This window comes from Kitasatospora fiedleri, from assembly GCF_948472415.1.
Taxonomy (GTDB): domain Bacteria; phylum Actinomycetota; class Actinomycetes; order Streptomycetales; family Streptomycetaceae; genus Kitasatospora; species Kitasatospora fiedleri.
The window spans coordinates 4,345,906-4,363,147 of the sequence record NZ_OX419519.1 but is presented as its reverse complement, the minus strand read 5'-3'; the positions used below and the strand labels follow the sequence as shown (position 1 = coordinate 4,363,147).

Genomic DNA, 17,242 nt, shown 5'->3' with positions numbered 1-17,242 from the left:
TCATAAGTCGGTGAACTACATATAAGCTGGGTCACATCCGCCCACCGCGACCGGGACGACCCCGACCGAGGGAGCACAATGGCCGCCATGACCGCACCGCTGTCCGCGCGCTGGCACGACCTGCTCACCCGCTGCGGAGCCACCGCCGACCCCGAGCCCTACGCCCGCGACCTGCTCGCCCGCTGGGCCGAGCCGCAGCGCCGCTACCACACCACCACCCACCTGGAAGCCGTCCTCGACCGCGTCGACGAACTCGCCGCCCACGCCGACGACCCCGACGCCGTCCGCCTCGCCGCCTGGTTCCACGACGCCGTCTACCGCCCCGACCGCTCCGAGAACGAGGAACGCAGCGCCGCCCTCGCCCGCCGCGCCCTGCGCGAGGCCGGCCTGCCCGAACCCCTGGTCCACGAGGTCGACCGCCTGGTCCGGCTCACCGCCGACCACCACCCCGCCCCCGGCGACCGCAACGGCGAAGTCCTCTGCGACGCCGACCTCGCCGTCCTCGGCGGCCCGCCCGAGGCGTACGCCGCCTACGCCGCCGCCGTCCGTGACGAGTACTCCTTCGTCCCCCCGGACGCCTTCCGCGCGGGCCGCGCCGCGATCCTGCGCCAGCTCCTCGCCCTGCCCGCCCTCTACCGCACCCCCGAGGCCCACGCCCGCTACGACGCCCCGGCCCGCCGCAACCTGCACGCGGAACTCGCCGACCTCGAACGCTGACCCCGCGCGGCACCGGTGCGGCACCGGACGCTAGCCGCGCGCCCTCCGCACCCGCAGCCCCGCCGCCGTCAGCCGGGCCACCAGCTCCCGGCTCCGCACCGGCACCGCGCCCGGCGCTAGCGCCCGTTCGTACCAGGCCGCCGGGATGCCGAAGGGGGTCCCCCGGCCGGAGGCTGGGGGAGGTCATGCTCGAAGCCCGCCGCCGGGGCGCCCGACTCGGCGGCGACGGCGTGCAGTTCCACCAACGAGACGTCACCGACCAGGTGCGACCGCCACCTGCCGCGGCCGGGCCGCTCCGGCGGGTCGACGAGGATCACACCAGCCCCCCGACCGGGGCCACCACCACGCCGCGCTTGCCGCACACCCAGTGCGGGTCCGGCCCCAGCTCGGGCTCGACCCCGAGCGCGTGCGGGTCGTCCTCCTCCACCGCGCACGCGGTGCACAGCGGCCACCGCCCGTACGACTCCAACAGCGCGTCCTGCACGTCCTGCGCGATCAGCCCGAGCACGAACTCCCGCCCGTCCGGCCACTGTTCGAGCCACCAGCGGCGGTGCGTCACGGCGTCCTCCACCAACGAGACGATCGCCGCGTCGGCGACGTCCCGGGCGGTGAGGTCGGCGAGGATCAGCGCCCGCGCGTTGTGCAGGGCGGTTTCGAGGTCGGGACTACTGGCCATCCGCCCATTGTCCCGCACCCGGCTACGGCACCGGGAAGCCCGCCGTGTCCAGCTCGATCCCGAACGGCTCGGGCAACTCGACCGGCTTGCCGAACGGCACCCGCACGCTCTGCCCGTACGCGCCGTCGGAGGGCTCGGAGTAGAGCGTCACCGTCGGCCCCGGCTGGTCGAAGCGGTCGATCAGCAGGTAGAGCGGGACGGGCGCGTGCGCGTAGCCCCAGAGCTTCTTCGTCCGGTCCTGCCGAGCCGTGCTGCGCGAGGTGATCTCGACGGCCAGCAGCGCCTCTGCGGCATCCATCGGCCCCTCCTTCGGCAAGTCCGCCATCCCGGCCACGAGCAGATCCGGAATGTACAGCTTCTCCAACCGGGCGATCTGCACTCCCGCCGTCTGGAAAACCCCCAGCTCATCAGGCAGGTGTCGGATCAGCGCACGGCTGATCAGCACGGCGATCACGTTGTGATCCATGTTCGGCGGTGGCACCAACTGGATCCGGCCTCCCTCGATCTCGGTGCGCCAGCCCTCGGGGGCGTCCAGCTCCCGCCAGGTGTCCAGCAGGTAGGACCACTGCTGGTCCGACTCGACCGCCATGACCGCCATCGTCGGCCTCCCCTCTTCCTCATGACGCTGTTCGCCCTCAAGGTAGTCGGGCCCGAAGCCGCCGAAACCGTCCATGGCCCCAGCGTCCCACGAAGGGGTGACCCCGGCGAGAACGCCGCGAGGGCGGCCTCCCGAAGGAGGCCGCCCTCGCGGCGTGAGACTGACCGATCCGGGCCGGTGGGAACCGGCGGTCGGATCAGAAGTCCATGTCACCGCCCGGCATGCCGCCGCCGGCGGCCGCGGCGGCCTTCTCCGGCTTGTCGGCGATGACGGCCTCGGTGGTGAGGAAGAGCGCCGCGATGGAGGCGGCGTTCTGCAGGGCGGAGCGGGTGACCTTGGCGGGGTCGATGATGCCGGAGGCGATCAGGTCGACGTACTCGTTGGTCGCGGCGTTCAGGCCGTGGCCGGCGGGCAGGTTGCGGACCTTCTCGACCACGACGCCGCCCTCGAGGCCGGCGTTGGTGGCGATCTGCTTGATCGGGGCCTCCAGGGCCACGCGGACGATGTTGGCACCGGTGGCCTCGTCGCCCTCCAGCTCCAGCTTCTCGAACGCGACACCGGCCTGGAGCAGGGCGACGCCACCACCGGCGACGATGCCCTCCTCGACGGCGGCCTTGGCGTTGCGCACCGCGTCCTCGATGCGGTGCTTGCGCTCCTTGAGCTCGACCTCGGTCGCGGCGCCGGCCTTGATGACGGCCACGCCGCCCGCGAGCTTCGCCAGGCGCTCCTGGAGCTTCTCGCGGTCGTAGTCCGAGTCGGAGTTCTCGATCTCGGCGCGGATCTGGTTGACCCGGCCGGCGACCTGGTCGCTGTCGCCGCCGCCGTCGACGATGGTGGTCTCGTCCTTGGTGATGACGACCTTGCGGGCGGTGCCCAGCAGGTCCAGGCCGGCGTTCTCGAGCTTGAGGCCGACCTCCTCGGAGATCACGGTGCCGCCGGTCAGGATGGCGATGTCGCCGAGCATGGCCTTGCGGCGGTCGCCGAAGCCCGGGGCCTTGACGGCGACGGACTTGAAGGTGCCGCGGATCTTGTTCACGACCAGGGTGGAGAGGGCCTCGCCCTCAACGTCCTCGGCGATGATGACGAGCGGCTTGCCGCTCTGCATGACCTTCTCCAGCAGCGGGAGGAGGTCCTTGACCGAGGAGATCTTGGAGTTGGCGATGAGGATGTACGGGTCCTCGAAGCTCGCCTCCATGCGCTCCAGGTCGGTGGCGAAGTAGGCGGAGATGTAGCCCTTGTCGAAGCGCATGCCCTCGGTGAGCTCAAGCTCCAGGCCGAAGGTGTTGCTCTCCTCGACGGTGATGACGCCTTCCTTGCCGACCTTGTCCATGGCCTCGGCGATGAGCTCGCCGATCTGGGTGTCGGCGGCCGAGATGGAGGCGGTGGAGGCGATCTGCTCCTTGGTCTCCACGTCCTTGGCCTGGGCCAGCAGCTGGTCGGAGACGGCGGCGACGGCCTTCTCGATGCCGCGCTTGAGGGCCATCGGGTTGGCGCCGGCGGCGACGTTGCGCAGACCCTCGCGGACGAGCGCCTGGGCGAGCACGGTGGCGGTGGTGGTGCCGTCACCCGCGACGTCGTCGGTCTTCTTGGCGACCTCCTTGACCAGCTCGGCGCCGATCTTCTCGTACGGGTCCTCGAGCTCGATCTCCTTGGCGATGGAGACACCGTCGTTGGTGATCGTGGGGGCGCCCCACTTCTTCTCCAGGACGACGTTGCGACCCTTGGGGCCGAGCGTGACCTTCACGGCGTCGGCAAGCTGGTTCATGCCACGCTCAAGGCCGCGGCGGGCTTCCTCGTCAAAGGCGATGATCTTGGCCATCAGAAGTGGTCCTCCGGGACACGGTCGACTGCTCGGACCAAGGGGTGCCCGCGACGGACGGCCCAGGAGAGCGGGGGTCCCTTCCCCTACCGCTTCCGGGGCCTCACCGGCCCGGTCCGTTTGTCACTCTCACGCTGTGAGTGCTAACGCCAATGATTAGCACTCTGGGGTGGCGAGTGCAAGCCCATTCGGCCCCCGCCGACCGTCCCGCCGGGAAACCCGCGGGCGGTCCGGGCGGCCCCGGAAAGGCCGCAGGCCCGCCCCGGACGCGTCGCGTCGGGGGCGGGCCTGCGGTTTCGGTGCGTGCGGGTCCGCCGGGGCCGTCAGGCGCCGGCGGCGCGGACCATGTCGGCCTGCGGACCCTTCTGACCCTGCGAGATCTCGAACTCGACCCGCTGGCCCTCTTCCAGGGTGCGGTAGCCGTCCATCTGGATCGCGCTGTAGTGGACGAACACGTCCGCTCCACCGTCGACCGCGATGAAGCCGTAGCCCTTCTCGGCGTTGAACCACTTGACGGTGCCCTGAGCCATTCCGAACTCCCCTTGTGCTGTGCTGGGCCCTTCAGAGATCCGCAGGACGCGGACCCGGAGGTCTGGAAGACCGGCCTGGGGACTCCCCCCGTACGGCGCAGCCTCTGTCGCGGCTGAATGTATCCGGATATGCGCCCTCTGCAACAGGCCCAATTTCCGGGGAAACCCGCCACCCGGCGGGGGATGTCCCGGGCGAAAGGCGCATCCGCCGACAATTGCGGCGGGACATAACGGACGCGTCACCGCAAAACGCCGGAACAATTCTGACGGCGGCCTGACAGAAGGCGGGGAAAGCCGCCCGGCGCACGTCTCGGGGCGCGGGACGGAAGGCGGCCCGGCCGGGCGGGGCGCGGTGCGGTAATCGAGGATTGAACCGGGCCGGGGAGGGGAACAGCCCTGCCCGGCACTCTACTCCCCGGGCTCCGGCGGAATTCCGGCGGCCCGCCGGACGGGATAACCGCAGGTGCGCGGCCCATTGACCGCGGTACGCACGGAGCCGCCGCCCGGTTACGCACGGAGCCGCCGCCCGGTCCGGGTAATTGAATTCCGGACCGGGCGGCGGCTGCGGGAATGCGGGCCGGGTCAGCAGCCGCCGGCCACCGCCGGAATGATCGACACCGAGGCGCCGTCCTTGATCTCGGTCTCCAGGCCCTCGGCGAAGCGCACGTCGTCGTCGTTCACGTACACGTTGACGAAGCGGCGCAGCTTGCCGCCGTCGTCCAGCAGCCGGGCGGCGATGCCGGCGTGGTGCGCCTCCAGGTCCGCGATGACGGCGGCCAGGGTGGCGCCCTCGGCGGTCACCTCGGCGGCGCCGCCGGTGTAGGTGCGCAGGATGGTCGGGATGCGGACGGTGGCGCTCATGCGGTGCTCCTCGGGGCGTGGGGTGTCCTGCGGCTGGGGGTCAGGCGGTGGCGAGGCCGGCGGCGCGGAAGGACTCCAGCGTCGGGCGGATCACGGCGGTCATGCCGGCGTCGGCGACCGCGTCGAGGGTCTTGAGGCCGTCGCCGGTGTTGATCGCGACGGTCTCCTTGGACGGGTCGAGCAGGCCGTTCTCGACCAGCTTCTTCAGCACGCCGACGGTGACGCCGCCCGCGGTCTCGGCGAAGATCCCCTCGGTGCGGGCGAGCAGCTTGATCGCCTCGACCACCTCGGCGTCGGTGACGTCCTCGACCGCGCCGCCGGTGCGGCGGGCGATGTCCAGCACGTACGGGCCGTCGGCCGGGTTGCCGATCGCCAGCGACTTGGCGATGGTGTCCGGCTTGACCGGCTTGATCACGTCGCGGCCGGCCTTGAAGGCGGCGGAGACCGGGGAGCACCCCTCGGCCTGGGCGCCGAAGATCTTGTAGGGCTTGTCCTCGACCAGGCCGAGCTTGATCAGCTCCTGCAGGCCCTTGTCGATCTTGGTGAGCTGGGAGCCGGAGGCGATCGGGATGACGATCTGGTCGGGCAGCCGCCAGCCGAGCTGCTCGCAGATCTCGAACGCCAGGGTCTTGGAGCCCTCGCCGTAGTACGGGCGCAGGTTGACGTTGACGAAGCCCCAGCCCTCGCCGGCCGGGTCGCCGATCAGCTCGGAGCAGAAGCGGTTCACGTCGTCGTAGTTGCCGTCGATGCCGACCAGCTCGCCGCCGTACACCCCGGCCATCACGACCTTGCCCTGCTCCAGGTCGTGCGGGATGAACACGCAGGACTTGAAGCCGGCCCGGGCGGCCGCGGCGCCCACCGCGCCGGCCAGGTTGCCGGTGGAGGAGCAGGAGAGCGTGGTGAACTCGAAGGCCCGGGCGGCCTCGATCGCGCAGGCCACCACCCGGTCCTTGAAGGAGTGGGTCGGGTTGCCCGAGTCGTCCTTGACGTGCAGCTGCGCGGTGAAGCCCAGCTCGCGGCCCAGGTTGTCGGCCTTGACCAGCGGGGTCCAGCCCGGGTTCAGGTTCGGCTTGCCGGCCACGTCGGCCGGGACGGGCAGCAGCGGGGCGTAGCGCCAGATCGACGCCGGGCCGGCCTCGATCCGCTTGCGCAGCTCCTCGGCGTCGTAGCCCGTGTAGTCGTAGGCGATCTCCAGCGGGCCGAAACACTCGGGACAGGCGAAGTCCGGGCCGAGCGGGGAGCGCGCACCGCACTCGCGACAGGACAGCGCGGTCGCCGGACCGAGGTCGACGGTGGTGGGTGCGGCGGTGTCAACAGCCATGGTGGCGAGGCCCTTTCTCCTCATCTTCCCCGGATCGCGGTCGCGTCCGGGACGGAATTGGCACCTGTCCCGCCGGGCCTGCAGGCCGCGCGGGAGGGTTGCCGGGACTTCAACGGGCCGTTCCCTCAGTCCCTCTGGATGAGCTCTGTGAAGTTGTGGTCGTACGCTGCGAGCGACCCCCGGGTGCGAAGGCGCGATCGCGATACGAAGACTGTATCCGAAGGCCCGCTCGGACCGACCCCCGCGTCCGACACCCGAGACGAACCGAGACAGGGAGCGAGACGTGCCGGAGCAGCCCGAGCCCGGGGTACTGCCGGAGGTGGCCGACTGGCTGCGCCGCCGTTCGTGGACGGCCGCCGACCGGCCGCTCGACCTGCTGCTGGCCGCCAAGCGCGCCGCCGGGGCGGCCGGCACGGTGAGCGTGGTGCTGCCCGCGCTGGACGAGGAGTCCACCGTCGGCGAGATCGTCGCCGCGATCCGGGCCGAGCTGGTCGAGCGCGTCCCCCTGGTGGACGAGCTGGTGGTGGTCGACTCCGGCTCGCGGGACGGCACCGCCGCCGCCGCGGCCGCGGCCGGCGCCCGGGTGGTGCACCGCGACGCGCTGCTGCCCCGGCTGCCCGCCGAGCCGGGCAAGGGCGAGGTGCTGTGGCGCTCGCTGCTCGCCACCAGCGGCGCGATCGTCTGCTTCGTCGACGCCGACCTGCGCGAGTTCGACCCGGCGTTCGTCTCCGGCATCATCGGCCCGCTGCTCACCGACCCCGGCCTGCACCTGGTCAAGGCCATGTACGACCGGCCGTTCGAGGCCGACGGCGCCGTCGTCCCGGCCGGCGGCGGCCGGGTCACCGAGCTGGTCGCCCGCCCGCTGCTCAGCCTGCACTGGCCGCAGCTCGCGGGCTTCGTCCAGCCGCTCGGCGGCGAGTACGCGGCCCGCCGCGGCCTGCTGGAGCGGTTGCCCTTCCCGACCGGCTACGGCGTCGAGCTCGGCCTGCTGGTGGACGCCCTGGAGCTGGCCGGGCTGGACGCGCTGGCCCAGGTCGACGTGGGCGTGCGGCACCACCGGCACCAGGACGGCCAGGCCCTCGGCCGGATGGCCGCCACCATCTACCGCACCGCCCTGGAGCGGCTGGACCGCGCCCACCGTCTCAAGGCCGACCCCGACCTGGTCCGCCCGCTGCTCACCCAGTACACCCGCACCCCGGCCGGCTTCACCCCCGCACCCACCCCGTCCCGGCCACCGAACGGCCCCCGATGGCCACCGTCCCCGAGTACCGCGACCGCTGACCGCCCGGCCCCGGGCGGCGCGGTCCGCCGGCCCCGCCCCCCACTGTTCACCTGCCGCGGGCCGCGCCGAGTGGTTTGGTCCGGTGATCGCACGGCAAGGTTGGCTGTATGGCCGATCACGTGTCCGAACGCTCCCAGCAGTCCGGAGCCGCCCCGATCCTGGTGGCCTCCAACCGCGGCCCGGTGTCCTTCCGCACGGAGGACGACGGCGCGCTGACCCTCCGCAGAGGCGGCGGCGGTCTGGTCTCCGGGCTCTCCGCCATCGACGACCCGAACGCGGTCTGGGTCTGCGCCGCGCTCTCCGACGCCGACCGCACCGCCGCCCGGCAGGCCCCCGACGGGCGTCTCGACCGGGCCGGCCACGACGTCGGCGGACAGGCCGTCCGGATGCTGGACATCGATCCGGAGACCTTCGCCCGCGCCTACAACGGCGTCGCCAACTCCACCCTCTGGTTCGTCCACCATCTGCTCTACCAGACGCCCGTGCAGCCCGCCTTCGACGCCGACTTCCGCACCGAGTGGGACGCCTACCGGGCGTACAACACCGCCTTCGCCGAGGCCCTCGCCGCCGAGGCCGCCCCCGGCGCGGCCGTCCTGGTGCAGGACTACCACCTCTCGCTGGCCCCCGCGCTGCTCCGGGACCTCCGCCCCGACCTGCGGATCGGCCACTTCTCGCACACCCCCTGGGCCCCGCCGGACTACTACCGGCTGCTGCCCGACGACGTCGCCGCCGCCGTCCTCGAAGGCATCCTCGGCGCCGACCGGGCCGCCTTCCTCACCCGGCGCTGGGCGCTCGCCTTCGCCGACTGCTGCGAGGCCCTGCTCGGCGCGCGCGTCGACCGCGAGGCACTCACCGTCACGCACGCCGGCCGCACCACCCGGCTGGGCGTGCACGGCCTCGGCGCCGACGGCGAGTTCCTGCGCGAACGCGCCCACCGGCCCGACGTCGACGAGCGCCTCACCGCCCTGCGCGCGGCCGTCGGCGACCGGCGCACCATCGTCCGGGTCGACCGCACCGAGCTCAGCAAGAACATCGTCCGCGGCCTGCTCGCCTACCGGCACCTGCTGCGCACCCGCCCCGAATGGCTCGGCAACGTCGTCCACGTCGCCTTCGCCTACCCCTCGCGCACCGACCTCGCCGAGTACCGCGACTACACCGCCGCCGTGCGGCGCGTCGCCGAGGAGGTCAACGCCGAGTTCGGCACCGACGACTGGCAGCCGGTCCTGCTGCACGTCGACGACGACTTCCCGCGCTCGCTGGCCGCCTACCGGCTCGCCGACGTCGCCCTGGTCAACCCGATCCGCGACGGCATGAACCTGGTCGCCAAGGAGGTCCCGGTCGTCTCCGACCGGGGCTGCGCCCTCGTGCTGTCCCGCGAGGCCGGCGCCCACGCGGAGCTCGCCGAGGACGCGATCACCGTCAACCCGTTCGACGTGGTCGCCACCGCCGACGCCCTCGCCGAGGCGCTCGCGATGCCCGCCGCCGAACGCGCCGACCGCAGCAAGCGCCTCGCCGCCGCGGCCACCGCCCTGCCGCCCCAGCAGTGGTTCCTGGACCAGCTCAAGGCACTCTGAACGCACGACCTGAACGCACGGCGTACGCGGAACCGGGGGCGCGGGAAAGACCGCCGCGCCCCCGCCGGTGCGCGCGCCCGCTACCGCAGCAGCTCGGTGAGCCCGTTCAGCAGGTCGACGATCCCGGCCGGCCCCGCCACCACCAGGTCGGCGCGCTCGGCGAGTTCGGCGACCGGCGGCTCGCCGGTGACGGGACCGCTGCACACCAGCAGGCCGGGCCAGCCGGCCGCGCGGCGGGCGGCGACCTCCGCGTAGGCGGCGAGGTCGCCGAGGTCGTCGCCGGCGAAGAGGACCGGGCCCGCGTCCCGCTCGGCCAGGAAGCCGCGCAGGGCGACCCCCTTGTCGATCCCCGGCGGGCGCAGTTCGACGACCATCCGGCCGGGCTCGACGACCAGCCCGTGCCGCCGCGCCAGCTCGCCGAGCGGGCCGCGCAGCCGCTCCAGCAGCGCGTCCGGCTCGGGGGCGCGCCGGGTGTGGACGGCCAGCGCGCGCTCCTTGTCCTCCACGAAGGTGCCCTCGGGCGCGCCCAGCTCCCGCAGCAGCGAGGGGAGTTCGTCCCGGACGGCGGCCACCCCGGGCGGGGGCGGGGCGGCGGTGACGGCGTCGGTGCGGGCGTCCCAGCGTTCGGCGCCGTAGTGGCCGAGGACGGTGAGGTGCTCCAGGCCGGGGGCGCCGGCGAAGCCGCCGTAGGCGGCGGCGGTCGCGGCCGGGCGCCCGGTGACCACGACGACCGCGCCGATCAGCGGGGCGAGCGCGGAGAGGGCGGGCACGACGCCCGGATGGGCGCGGGCCCGCTCGGGGTCGGCGACGATCGGGGCGAGCGTGCCGTCGAAGTCGAGCCCCACCACGGCGGACTTCGGGTCGGCGAGCAGGCCCGCCAGTCCGGTCCGCCCTGCCTCGGTCGTGATCTGTTCGGCGATTCCCATGCCCCGACGCTACCCGCCGACGGGGGTCGGCAGCCCTCCCGCGGGCTCACTGCCGGGCGTCGCGCCGCTCCTGCCGGACCCGGCGCAGCCGGTTGACCAGGACCGGGTCGTGGGCGAGCGCCTCGGTCCGGTCGAGCAGGGCGTTGAGCAGCTGGTAGTAGCGGGTGGCGGAGATGCCGAGCTCCTGCCGGATCGCCTGCTCCTTGGCGCCGGCGGTCCGCCACCCGCGGGCTTCCAGGGCGAGCACCGCCCGGTCGCGTTCGGTCAGTTCGGCCATGCGTCCAGGCTATGCCCCGGAACCGTCGGCCCCGCCCCCGCGCGCCGCCGGCCCCGTCCGTCAGCCCTGCCGGGCCTTGGCGGCCTCCGCGACGGCGGTGGTCTGGAGCTCGCCGAGCACCTGCTCGCCGCCGGACTTCACGGCCTTGCCCATCTGCTGCTTGATCATGCTGCTGACCTTGTCCCAGGACGGGTCGCCGTAGGGGTAGAAGCTGGCGGTGGGCAGGTTCTGCAGGAACTGCGCGAGGTCCTGGTGGGCGGGGTTGGCGGACATGTCGTCGAGGGTGTCCTGGGTGACCGGGAGCAGGTTGTACTCCTCGTCGAAGGCCAGGGTGTTCTGCTTGGAGAGGGTGAAGTTGAGGAACTTCTTGATCTCCGCCCGGTGCCCGTTGGCCTTGAAGGCCATCAGCCAGTCGGCCACGCCGAAGGCGACCTCCTTGACCTCCTTGCTCCGGCGCGGGACCGCGGAGGTGCCGTACTGGACGCCGGCGTCGGTCGCGGCCTTGATCAGCCCGGGGTGGCCGTTGAGCATGGCGACCTGGCCCTTGGCGAAGGCGGCGAAGGCGTCCTTCCGGTTGACCTGGCCGGGGTCGTCGTAGGTCAGGCCCTTGTCGACCAGGTTGGTGCGCAGCCACTTGAAGGTGTCGCGGTTCTGCTGGCTGTCGATGGTGTAGTTGCCGACGCTGTCGGAGAGTTCGCCGCCGCCGCTCATCGTCCAGATCATCGACTCGGCCTGGGCCTCCTCGGGTCCGAGCGGCAGCGCGTAGGGGGTGACGCCCGGGACCTTGCTCTTGATCAGGTCGGCGTCCTTGCGCAGGTCGTCCCAGGTGACGGGCGGGGCGGTGATGCCGGCCTTCTCGAAGATGGTCTTGTTGTAGACGAACACCCGGCTGGAGGAGATGAACGGGATGCCGTACTGGCTGCCGAGCACCTGGCCGGCCTTGCTGAACGAGCTCAGCAGGTTGGCCTGGGCCTCCATGGAGAGCACGTCGCCGACGGGGTAGAGCCGGTCGGCGGCGACCTGGTCGGCGAAGCCGCCGGTCTGCACGATGTCGGGGGTCCTCCCCTTGGCGATCAGGTCGGCGACGTGCTTGTCGATGTCGTCCCAGGAGACCACGTCGACGTGCACCTTGACGCCGGAGTTGGCGGCCTCGAAGTCCCGGGCCACCTTGTTCCAGTAGACGCTGCTGCTGTTGGAGGCGTCGGTGCCGTAGTCGGCCGCGACCAGGTCGAGCGTCACGTCACCCCCGCCGGACAGGACGCCGCAGCCGGCCAGCAGCAGGCATCCGACGAGGGGCAGGGGGAGCAGCGCTGATCGCTTCACGGGGGTACCGCCTTCAGGAGGGTGACAGCGGCGACCCTGGCAGCTACCGCGCGCAGTGGTCCAGACCTGTAGGGACGGAAGTTATCGAAGTGTCAGATCCCGTTGCGCCCCGCGCAACGCCGGTGCCACCACCGTCCGGTATCCGGACGGTCGGGCCGTCGACGCGCGCGGGCCGTCCGGGCGTTCAGGCCGTCAGGACGGCGATCCCGGCGTCGGCGAAGGCGTCCGCCAGCTCCTGCGGCACCTGGCCGTCGGTGACCAGGGTGTCGACCGCCTCCAGGCCGCAGATCCGGGCGAAGGCGCGGTGGCCCAGCTTGGAGGAGTCGGCGGCCACCACCACCCGCCGGGCCCGCTCGGCGAGCAGCCGGTTGACCGCCGCCTCGCCCTCGTGGTGGGCGGTCGCGCCGTGCTCGGTGTCGAGCCCGTCCACGCCCAGCACCGCGGTGTCCAGGGCGAGTTCGCCGAGCACCTGGGCCGCCAGCGGGCCGATCAGCTCGTACGACTGGGGACGGGCGACGCCGCCGGTGACCACGATCTTCACCTGCGGACGGACCGTCAGCTCGTTGGCGATGTTGAGCGCGTTGGTGACCACGGTGAGGCTCTGGCCGCCCTCGGGGTGCTCGGCCAGGTCGGGCCGGACGGCCAGCGCCCGGGCCACCTCGGTGGTGGTGGTGCCGCCGTTGAGGCCGACCACCTCGCCGGGGGCGATCAGGCCGGCCACCAGGGAGCCGATCCGCTGCTTGGCGTCGGCGTTGCGGGCGGTCTTGTAGCGCAGCGGCAGGTCGTAGGAGACGCTGTGCGCCACCGCGCCGCCGCGGGTGCGGGTGAGCATCTGCTGGCGGGCCAGCTGGTCGAGGTCGCGGCGGATGGTCGCGGCCGAGACGTCCAGCGCGTCGGCCGCCTCCTCGACCTCCAGCTTGCCGTGCTCGGCCAGCAACTCCAGTAGCGCGTTCCACCGTTCGTACCTCGACACCGTCCGCTCCTCCCGCACTCGCCCGCGCGCTCCGCGCACGGTCGGGAAAGCTTTGCACACCTCACCCCTCTCCCACTCATTGTAAAATCATGCTCGAAACAGCTATAAATCAATCAGCTTTGCGCACTCAATGCGCAGTCCAGTCGGCCGCCGAAGGAGTCCGCACCCATGTCGCAGTACCTGTCCCTGACCGACGAAGAGATCGCCACCCAGCCCGAGAACTGGCGCACCGCCGCGGCGCTGGCGGCGAGCGGCCCGGCCGGCCTGCCGCGGCGCGGCGAGCGGGTGGCCGTGGTGGGCTGCGGCACCTCCTGGTTCATGGCCCAGGCGTACGCCGCCCTGCGCGAGGCCGGCGGCCACGGCGAGACCGACGCCTTCGCCGCCTCCGAGTTCCCGCACCGGCGCCGCTACGACCGGGTGCTGGCGATCACCCGCTCCGGCACCACCACCGAGGTGCTGCGGCTGCTGGCCGCCACCGGCCTGCCGAGCACCGCGATCACCGCCTGCGTGGACCAGCCGGTGGCGGCGACCGCCGACCACCTGGTCGACCTGGGCTTCGCCGACGAGCGCTCGGTGGTGCAGACCCGCTTCGCCACCACCGTGCTGGCCCTGCTCCGGGCCCACCTGGAGTGCGAGGACGCCCTCCCGGCCGGGGTCGCCCCCGTCGACCGGGCCGCCGCGGACGCCGAGCGGGCGGTGGCCTGGCAGGTGCCGCGGGAGCTGGTGGAACTGGAGCAGGTCTCCTTCCTCGGCGCGGGCTGGACCAACGGCCTGGCCCAGGAGGCCGGGCTGAAGATGCGCGAGGCCGCGCTCGCCTGGACCGAGGCGTACCCGGCCATGGAGTACCGGCACGGTCCGATCTCGATCACCGCCCCGGGCCGGGCCGCCTGGATGTTCGGCCCGCTGCCGGCGGGCCTGGCGGACGAGGTCGGCGCGGTCGGCGGCCGGCTGGTGGCCGACTCCGGAGCGGACGGCCTGGACCCGCTGGCCGACCTGGTCCGGGTGCACCGGCTGGCCGTCGCGCTGGCCGAGCACCGCGGCCTGAACCCGGACGAGCCGCGCAACCTGACCCGCTCGATCGTGCTCGGCTGACCCCCGGCCCGACCCCGACCGGGCCCCGGCCGGGCCCCCGCCGACCGCACCGCGGGTCACGACCCCGACACGCAAACCCCCCAGGAGACGGCAAAGAGCGATAAACCTCACCTCTCAGGACCAGAGCAATCGAGCAACTGGACTAGACCTCTTAGACCCGGCCAAGGGAAACTGTCCCCCGTGAAGCACGTCATCGCACTCGATGTAGGCGGCACCGGCATGAAGGCCGCGCTGGTCGCCCAGGACGGCTCCGTGCTGTTCGAAGCACGCCGACCGACCGGGCGGGAGCACGGCCCCGACGCCGTCGTCGCCACCATCCTCGACTTCGCCGCCGACCTGGCGCGGGAGGGCCGCACCCGGTTCGGTGCCGCCCCCCTCGCGGCGGGCGTCGCCGTGCCGGGGACGATCGACGAGAGGAACGGGATCGCGGTCTTCTCCGCCAACCTCGGCTGGCGGGACCTGCCGATGCGCAAGCTGCTCGGCGAGCGCCTCGGCGGCATCCCGGTCGCCCTCGGCCACGACGTCCGCTCCGGCGGGCTGGCCGAGGGCCGGATCGGCGCCGGGCGGGGGGTCGACCGCTTCCTGTTCATCGCGCTGGGCACCGGCATCGCCGGGGCGATCGGCATCCACGGCACCATCGAGGCCGGCGCCCACGGCTACGGCGGCGAGATCGGCCACGTGGTGGTCCGCCCCGGCGGCCCGCAGTGCGGCTGCGGCGCCCGCGGCTGCCTGGAGACCCTGGCCTCGGCCTCCGCGGTCTCCCGGGCCTGGGCCGCCGCCAGCGGCGACCCGGAGGCCGACGCCGCCGCCTGCGCGAGCGCCGTCGACGCCGGCGACCCGCGGGCGGCCGAGGTCTGGCAGGAGGCGGTGGACGCGCTCGCCGACGGCATCGTGCTGGCCCAGAGCCTGCTCGACCCGTCCACGGTGATCGTCGGCGGCGGGCTGGCCGAGGCGGGCGACACGCTCTTCACGCCGCTGCGCGCCGCGGTGACCGAGCGCCTGACCTTCCAGATGCCCCCGAAGGTCGTTCCGGCCATGCTCAAAGACACCGCCGCGTCCCTGGGCGCCGGCTTGCTCGCCTGGGATCTGCTCTCCATGGAGGTGACCGCGTGACCGCGGACCGTACTGCACTGGCCGGAGCCCGACTGGTCCTGCCCGGCGGCGTGCTCGACGCCGGCCGGCTCTCCGTCGAGGGCACCCGCATCGCGGGCCTCGGCGGCGAGGCGGAACCGGACGACCTCGACCTCACCGGGTACACCGTCGTCCCCGGCTTCGTCGACCTGCACGTGCACGGCGGCGGCGGCGCCTCGTACGCCTCCGGGATCGCCGAGGAGGCGCTCACCGCCGCCCGCACGCACCTGGAGCACGGCACCACCACGACGATGGCCTCCACCGTCACCGGCGAGATCGACGAGGTCTGCCGCCAGGCGGCGGTGCTCTCCGAACTCGTCGAGGACGGCGTCCTGGCCGGCATCCACTTCGAGGGTCCGTTCATCTCGCACAACCGGTGCGGCGCCCACCGCCCCGACCTGCTGCGCGACCCGGACCCGGCGCTGGTGCGCAAGCTCGCCGACGCGGGCCGCGGCCACACGAAGATGTTCACCCTGGCCCCGGAGCTGCCCGGCGGCCTGGAGTCGGTGCGGATGCTGTCCGACCTCGGCATCATCGCCGCCGTCGGCCACACCGACTCCGACTACGAGGTCACCCTGCGGGCGATCGACGCCGGCGCCACCGTCGCCACCCACCTGTTCAACGCGATGCCGGGCATCCAGCACCGCGCCCCCGGCCCGATCGTCGCCCTGCTGGAGGACGAGCGGGTCACCGTCGAGCTGGTCAACGACGGCGTCCACCTGCACCCCTCGGTGGTCGAGCTGGCCTACGGCACGGCCGGCGCCGACCGCGTCGCGCTGATCACCGACGCGATGGGCGCGGCCGGCATGGGCGACGGCCTGTACCCGCTCGGCCCGCTCCAGGTCCGGGTCGAGGACGGCGTGGCCCGGCTGGTCGAGGGCGGCTCCATCGCTGGCTCCACCCTCACCCTGGACGTCGCCTTCCGGCGCGCCGTCACCGTCCTCGGCCTGTCCCTGAACCAGGCCGTCACCTCGCTGTCCACCGTCCCCGCCCGGCTGCTCGGCCTGGGCGACACCATCGGCACCCTGGAGGCCGGAAAGAACGCCGACCTGGTCGTCCTCGACTCCGACAGTCACGAACTCGTCGCGGTGATGCGCCGCGGCGAGTGGATCGTCGGCGCGGACCGCTTCGCCCGGGCCGGCAATCCGGCCTGACCCGGCGCCGCCCCTCCGGCGGTCCCGGTCCTCCCGGTCACGGGGGTGAGCAGCGGAACCTGCGCCTCGCTACTCACCCCACCGGGAGCACCCCTTGCCGCTCGCCCGCACCTCCGACCTGCTCGCCGCCGCCGTCGCCGACCGGCGCGGCCTGCCCGCCTTCAACGTGATCACCCTGGAGCACGCCGAGGCCATCGCCGCCGGCGCCGAGGCCGCGGCCACGCCCGTGGTCCTCCAGCTCAGCCAGAACGCCGTCGCCCACCGCGGCGGTCGGCTGCTGCCGATCGCCCGCGCCTGCGCCGAGGTGGCCGCCGCCGCCCGCGTCCCCGTCTCGCTCCACCTCGACCACGTCGAGGACGCCGACCTGCTGCGCGCGGCCCCCGCCGCCGGGTTCTCCTCCGCGATGTTCGACGCCTCCGCGCTGCCGCACGACGAGAACGTCAAGGCCACCGCCGAGGCCACCGCCTGGGCGCACCGCCACGGGCTGCACGTGGAGGCCGAACTCGGCCGGGTCGGCGGCAAGGACGGCGAGCCCCCGCTCGGCGCGCACGCCCCCGGCGCCCGCACCGATCCGGACGAGGCCGCCCGCTACGTGGCCGAGACCGGCGTCGACGCGCTGGCCGTCGCGGTCGGCTCCTCGCACGCGATGACCTCCCGGACCGCCGCCCTGGACCACGCGCTGATCCGCGCCCTGGCCGCCGCCGTCCCCGTCCCGCTGGTGCTGCACGGCAGTTCCGGGGTGCCCGACGACGCCCTGGCCGAGGCGGTCGCCGCCGGCATGGTGAAGGTCAACATCGGGACGGCGCTCAACCTCGCCTACACCCCGGCCGTCCGCGCCCACCTGGCCGCCCACCCCCGGGCCACCGACCCCCGGCCCGGCCTGGCCGCCGCCCGCGACGCGATGACCCGGACCGTCGAACAGCTGGCCCGGGTGGTCGCCGGCCGCTGACCCGCGCGCCGTTCCGGCCGGACGCACCGCGCCCGGCCG

17 protein-coding genes, 1 pseudogene and 1 riboswitch are annotated in these 17,242 nt (G+C 73.4%); of the genes and pseudogenes, 7 read left to right on the top strand and 11 right to left on the bottom strand.

The window, feature by feature from the left end:
- Nucleotides 1-87 precede the first annotated feature (87 nt).
- The gene (locus tag QMQ26_RS20255; protein ID WP_282202228.1) at nucleotides 88-717 is read left to right on the top strand and encodes an HD domain-containing protein; all 630 of its coding nucleotides are present in this window, start codon (nucleotides 88-90) and stop codon (nucleotides 715-717) included.
- A gap of 116 nt (nucleotides 718-833) precedes the next feature.
- Here QMQ26_RS20255 and QMQ26_RS20250 read toward each other — a convergent pair whose 3' ends face one another.
- The 7 genes from QMQ26_RS20250 to thrC all read right to left on the bottom strand — a co-directional run bounded on the left by QMQ26_RS20250 (nucleotide 834) and on the right by thrC (nucleotide 6,522).
- Entirely contained in the window at nucleotides 834-1,034 is a 201-nt protein-coding gene (locus QMQ26_RS20250; RefSeq protein WP_404813924.1) for a DUF4031 domain-containing protein, read from the bottom strand.
- A complete protein-coding gene (locus QMQ26_RS20245) occupies nucleotides 1,031-1,393 on the bottom strand; it encodes a hypothetical protein (protein WP_100836809.1) in 363 nt (120 codons plus the stop codon). Before QMQ26_RS20245 ends, QMQ26_RS20250 begins: the two co-directional genes overlap by 4 nt.
- 22 nt (nucleotides 1,394-1,415) lie before the next feature.
- A complete protein-coding gene (locus QMQ26_RS20240; RefSeq protein ID WP_282202227.1) occupies nucleotides 1,416-2,066 on the bottom strand; it encodes a Uma2 family endonuclease in 651 nt (216 codons plus the stop codon).
- Nucleotides 2,067-2,187: 121 nt separating this feature from the next.
- Nucleotides 2,188-3,810 carry a chaperonin GroEL gene (groL, locus tag QMQ26_RS20235; RefSeq protein WP_100836811.1) on the bottom strand — a complete coding sequence of 541 codons (1,623 nt, stop codon included), beginning with the start codon at nucleotides 3,808-3,810 and terminating at the stop codon, nucleotides 2,188-2,190.
- A gap of 323 nt (nucleotides 3,811-4,133) precedes the next feature.
- Nucleotides 4,134-4,340 (bottom strand): cold-shock protein, encoded by a 207-nt coding sequence (locus QMQ26_RS20230; protein WP_014137493.1) that lies wholly within the window; start codon nucleotides 4,338-4,340, stop codon nucleotides 4,134-4,136.
- Nucleotides 4,341-4,922: 582 nt separating this feature from the next.
- Entirely contained in the window at nucleotides 4,923-5,201 is a 279-nt protein-coding gene (locus tag QMQ26_RS20225) for a MoaD/ThiS family protein (protein ID WP_100836812.1), read from the bottom strand.
- A gap of 40 nt (nucleotides 5,202-5,241) precedes the next feature.
- The gene (gene thrC / locus QMQ26_RS20220) at nucleotides 5,242-6,522 is read right to left on the bottom strand and encodes a threonine synthase (protein WP_199846992.1); all 1,281 of its coding nucleotides are present in this window, start codon (nucleotides 6,520-6,522) and stop codon (nucleotides 5,242-5,244) included.
- A 17-nt stretch (nucleotides 6,523-6,539) separates the two neighbouring features.
- Nucleotides 6,540-6,667, bottom strand: a riboswitch (SAM riboswitch).
- 174 nt (nucleotides 6,668-6,841) lie between these two features.
- Here thrC and QMQ26_RS20215 point away from each other — a divergent pair.
- Together QMQ26_RS20215 and QMQ26_RS20210 are read left to right on the top strand one after the other, a co-directional pair.
- Nucleotides 6,842-7,803: pseudogene (locus QMQ26_RS20215) on the top strand (glucosyl-3-phosphoglycerate synthase).
- 108 nt (nucleotides 7,804-7,911) lie between these two features.
- Nucleotides 7,912-9,378, top strand: coding sequence for an alpha,alpha-trehalose-phosphate synthase (UDP-forming) (locus tag QMQ26_RS20210; RefSeq protein ID WP_282202226.1), 1,467 nt, complete (start codon nucleotides 7,912-7,914; stop codon nucleotides 9,376-9,378).
- Nucleotides 9,379-9,458: 80 nt separating this feature from the next.
- Here QMQ26_RS20210 and otsB read toward each other — a convergent pair whose 3' ends face one another.
- The 4 genes from otsB to QMQ26_RS20190 form a co-directional block, all read right to left on the bottom strand.
- Nucleotides 9,459-10,304, bottom strand: a complete 846-nt coding sequence (gene otsB / locus QMQ26_RS20205) for a trehalose-phosphatase (RefSeq protein ID WP_282202225.1) — start codon at nucleotides 10,302-10,304, stop codon at nucleotides 9,459-9,461.
- 46 nt (nucleotides 10,305-10,350) lie between these two features.
- The gene (locus tag QMQ26_RS20200) at nucleotides 10,351-10,581 is read right to left on the bottom strand and encodes a DUF3263 domain-containing protein (protein ID WP_100836817.1); all 231 of its coding nucleotides are present in this window, start codon (nucleotides 10,579-10,581) and stop codon (nucleotides 10,351-10,353) included.
- A gap of 60 nt (nucleotides 10,582-10,641) precedes the next feature.
- A complete protein-coding gene (locus QMQ26_RS20195) occupies nucleotides 10,642-11,904 on the bottom strand; it encodes an extracellular solute-binding protein (protein WP_282202224.1) in 1,263 nt (420 codons plus the stop codon).
- Nucleotides 11,905-12,088: 184 nt separating this feature from the next.
- On the bottom strand, nucleotides 12,089-12,877 hold the full coding sequence (locus QMQ26_RS20190) for a DeoR/GlpR family DNA-binding transcription regulator (protein ID WP_100836818.1): 789 nt from the start codon (nucleotides 12,875-12,877) through the stop codon (nucleotides 12,089-12,091).
- 168 nt (nucleotides 12,878-13,045) lie between these two features.
- Here QMQ26_RS20190 and QMQ26_RS20185 point away from each other — a divergent pair, with 168 nt between their 5' ends.
- The 4 genes from QMQ26_RS20185 to QMQ26_RS20170 all read left to right on the top strand — a co-directional run bounded on the left by QMQ26_RS20185 (nucleotide 13,046) and on the right by QMQ26_RS20170 (nucleotide 17,203).
- Nucleotides 13,046-13,969 carry an SIS domain-containing protein gene (locus QMQ26_RS20185; protein WP_100836819.1) on the top strand — a complete coding sequence of 308 codons (924 nt, stop codon included), beginning with the start codon at nucleotides 13,046-13,048 and terminating at the stop codon, nucleotides 13,967-13,969.
- Between the two features lie 180 nt (nucleotides 13,970-14,149).
- Nucleotides 14,150-15,082, top strand: a complete 933-nt coding sequence (locus QMQ26_RS20180) for an ROK family protein (protein ID WP_100836820.1) — start codon at nucleotides 14,150-14,152, stop codon at nucleotides 15,080-15,082.
- Entirely contained in the window at nucleotides 15,079-16,254 is a 1,176-nt protein-coding gene (gene nagA / locus QMQ26_RS20175; protein ID WP_100836821.1) for an N-acetylglucosamine-6-phosphate deacetylase, read from the top strand. Before QMQ26_RS20180 ends, nagA begins: the two co-directional genes overlap by 4 nt.
- 94 nt (nucleotides 16,255-16,348) lie before the next feature.
- The gene (locus QMQ26_RS20170; RefSeq protein WP_282202223.1) at nucleotides 16,349-17,203 is read left to right on the top strand and encodes a class II fructose-bisphosphate aldolase; all 855 of its coding nucleotides are present in this window, start codon (nucleotides 16,349-16,351) and stop codon (nucleotides 17,201-17,203) included.
- The last annotated feature ends 39 nt before the right edge of the window (nucleotides 17,204-17,242 follow it).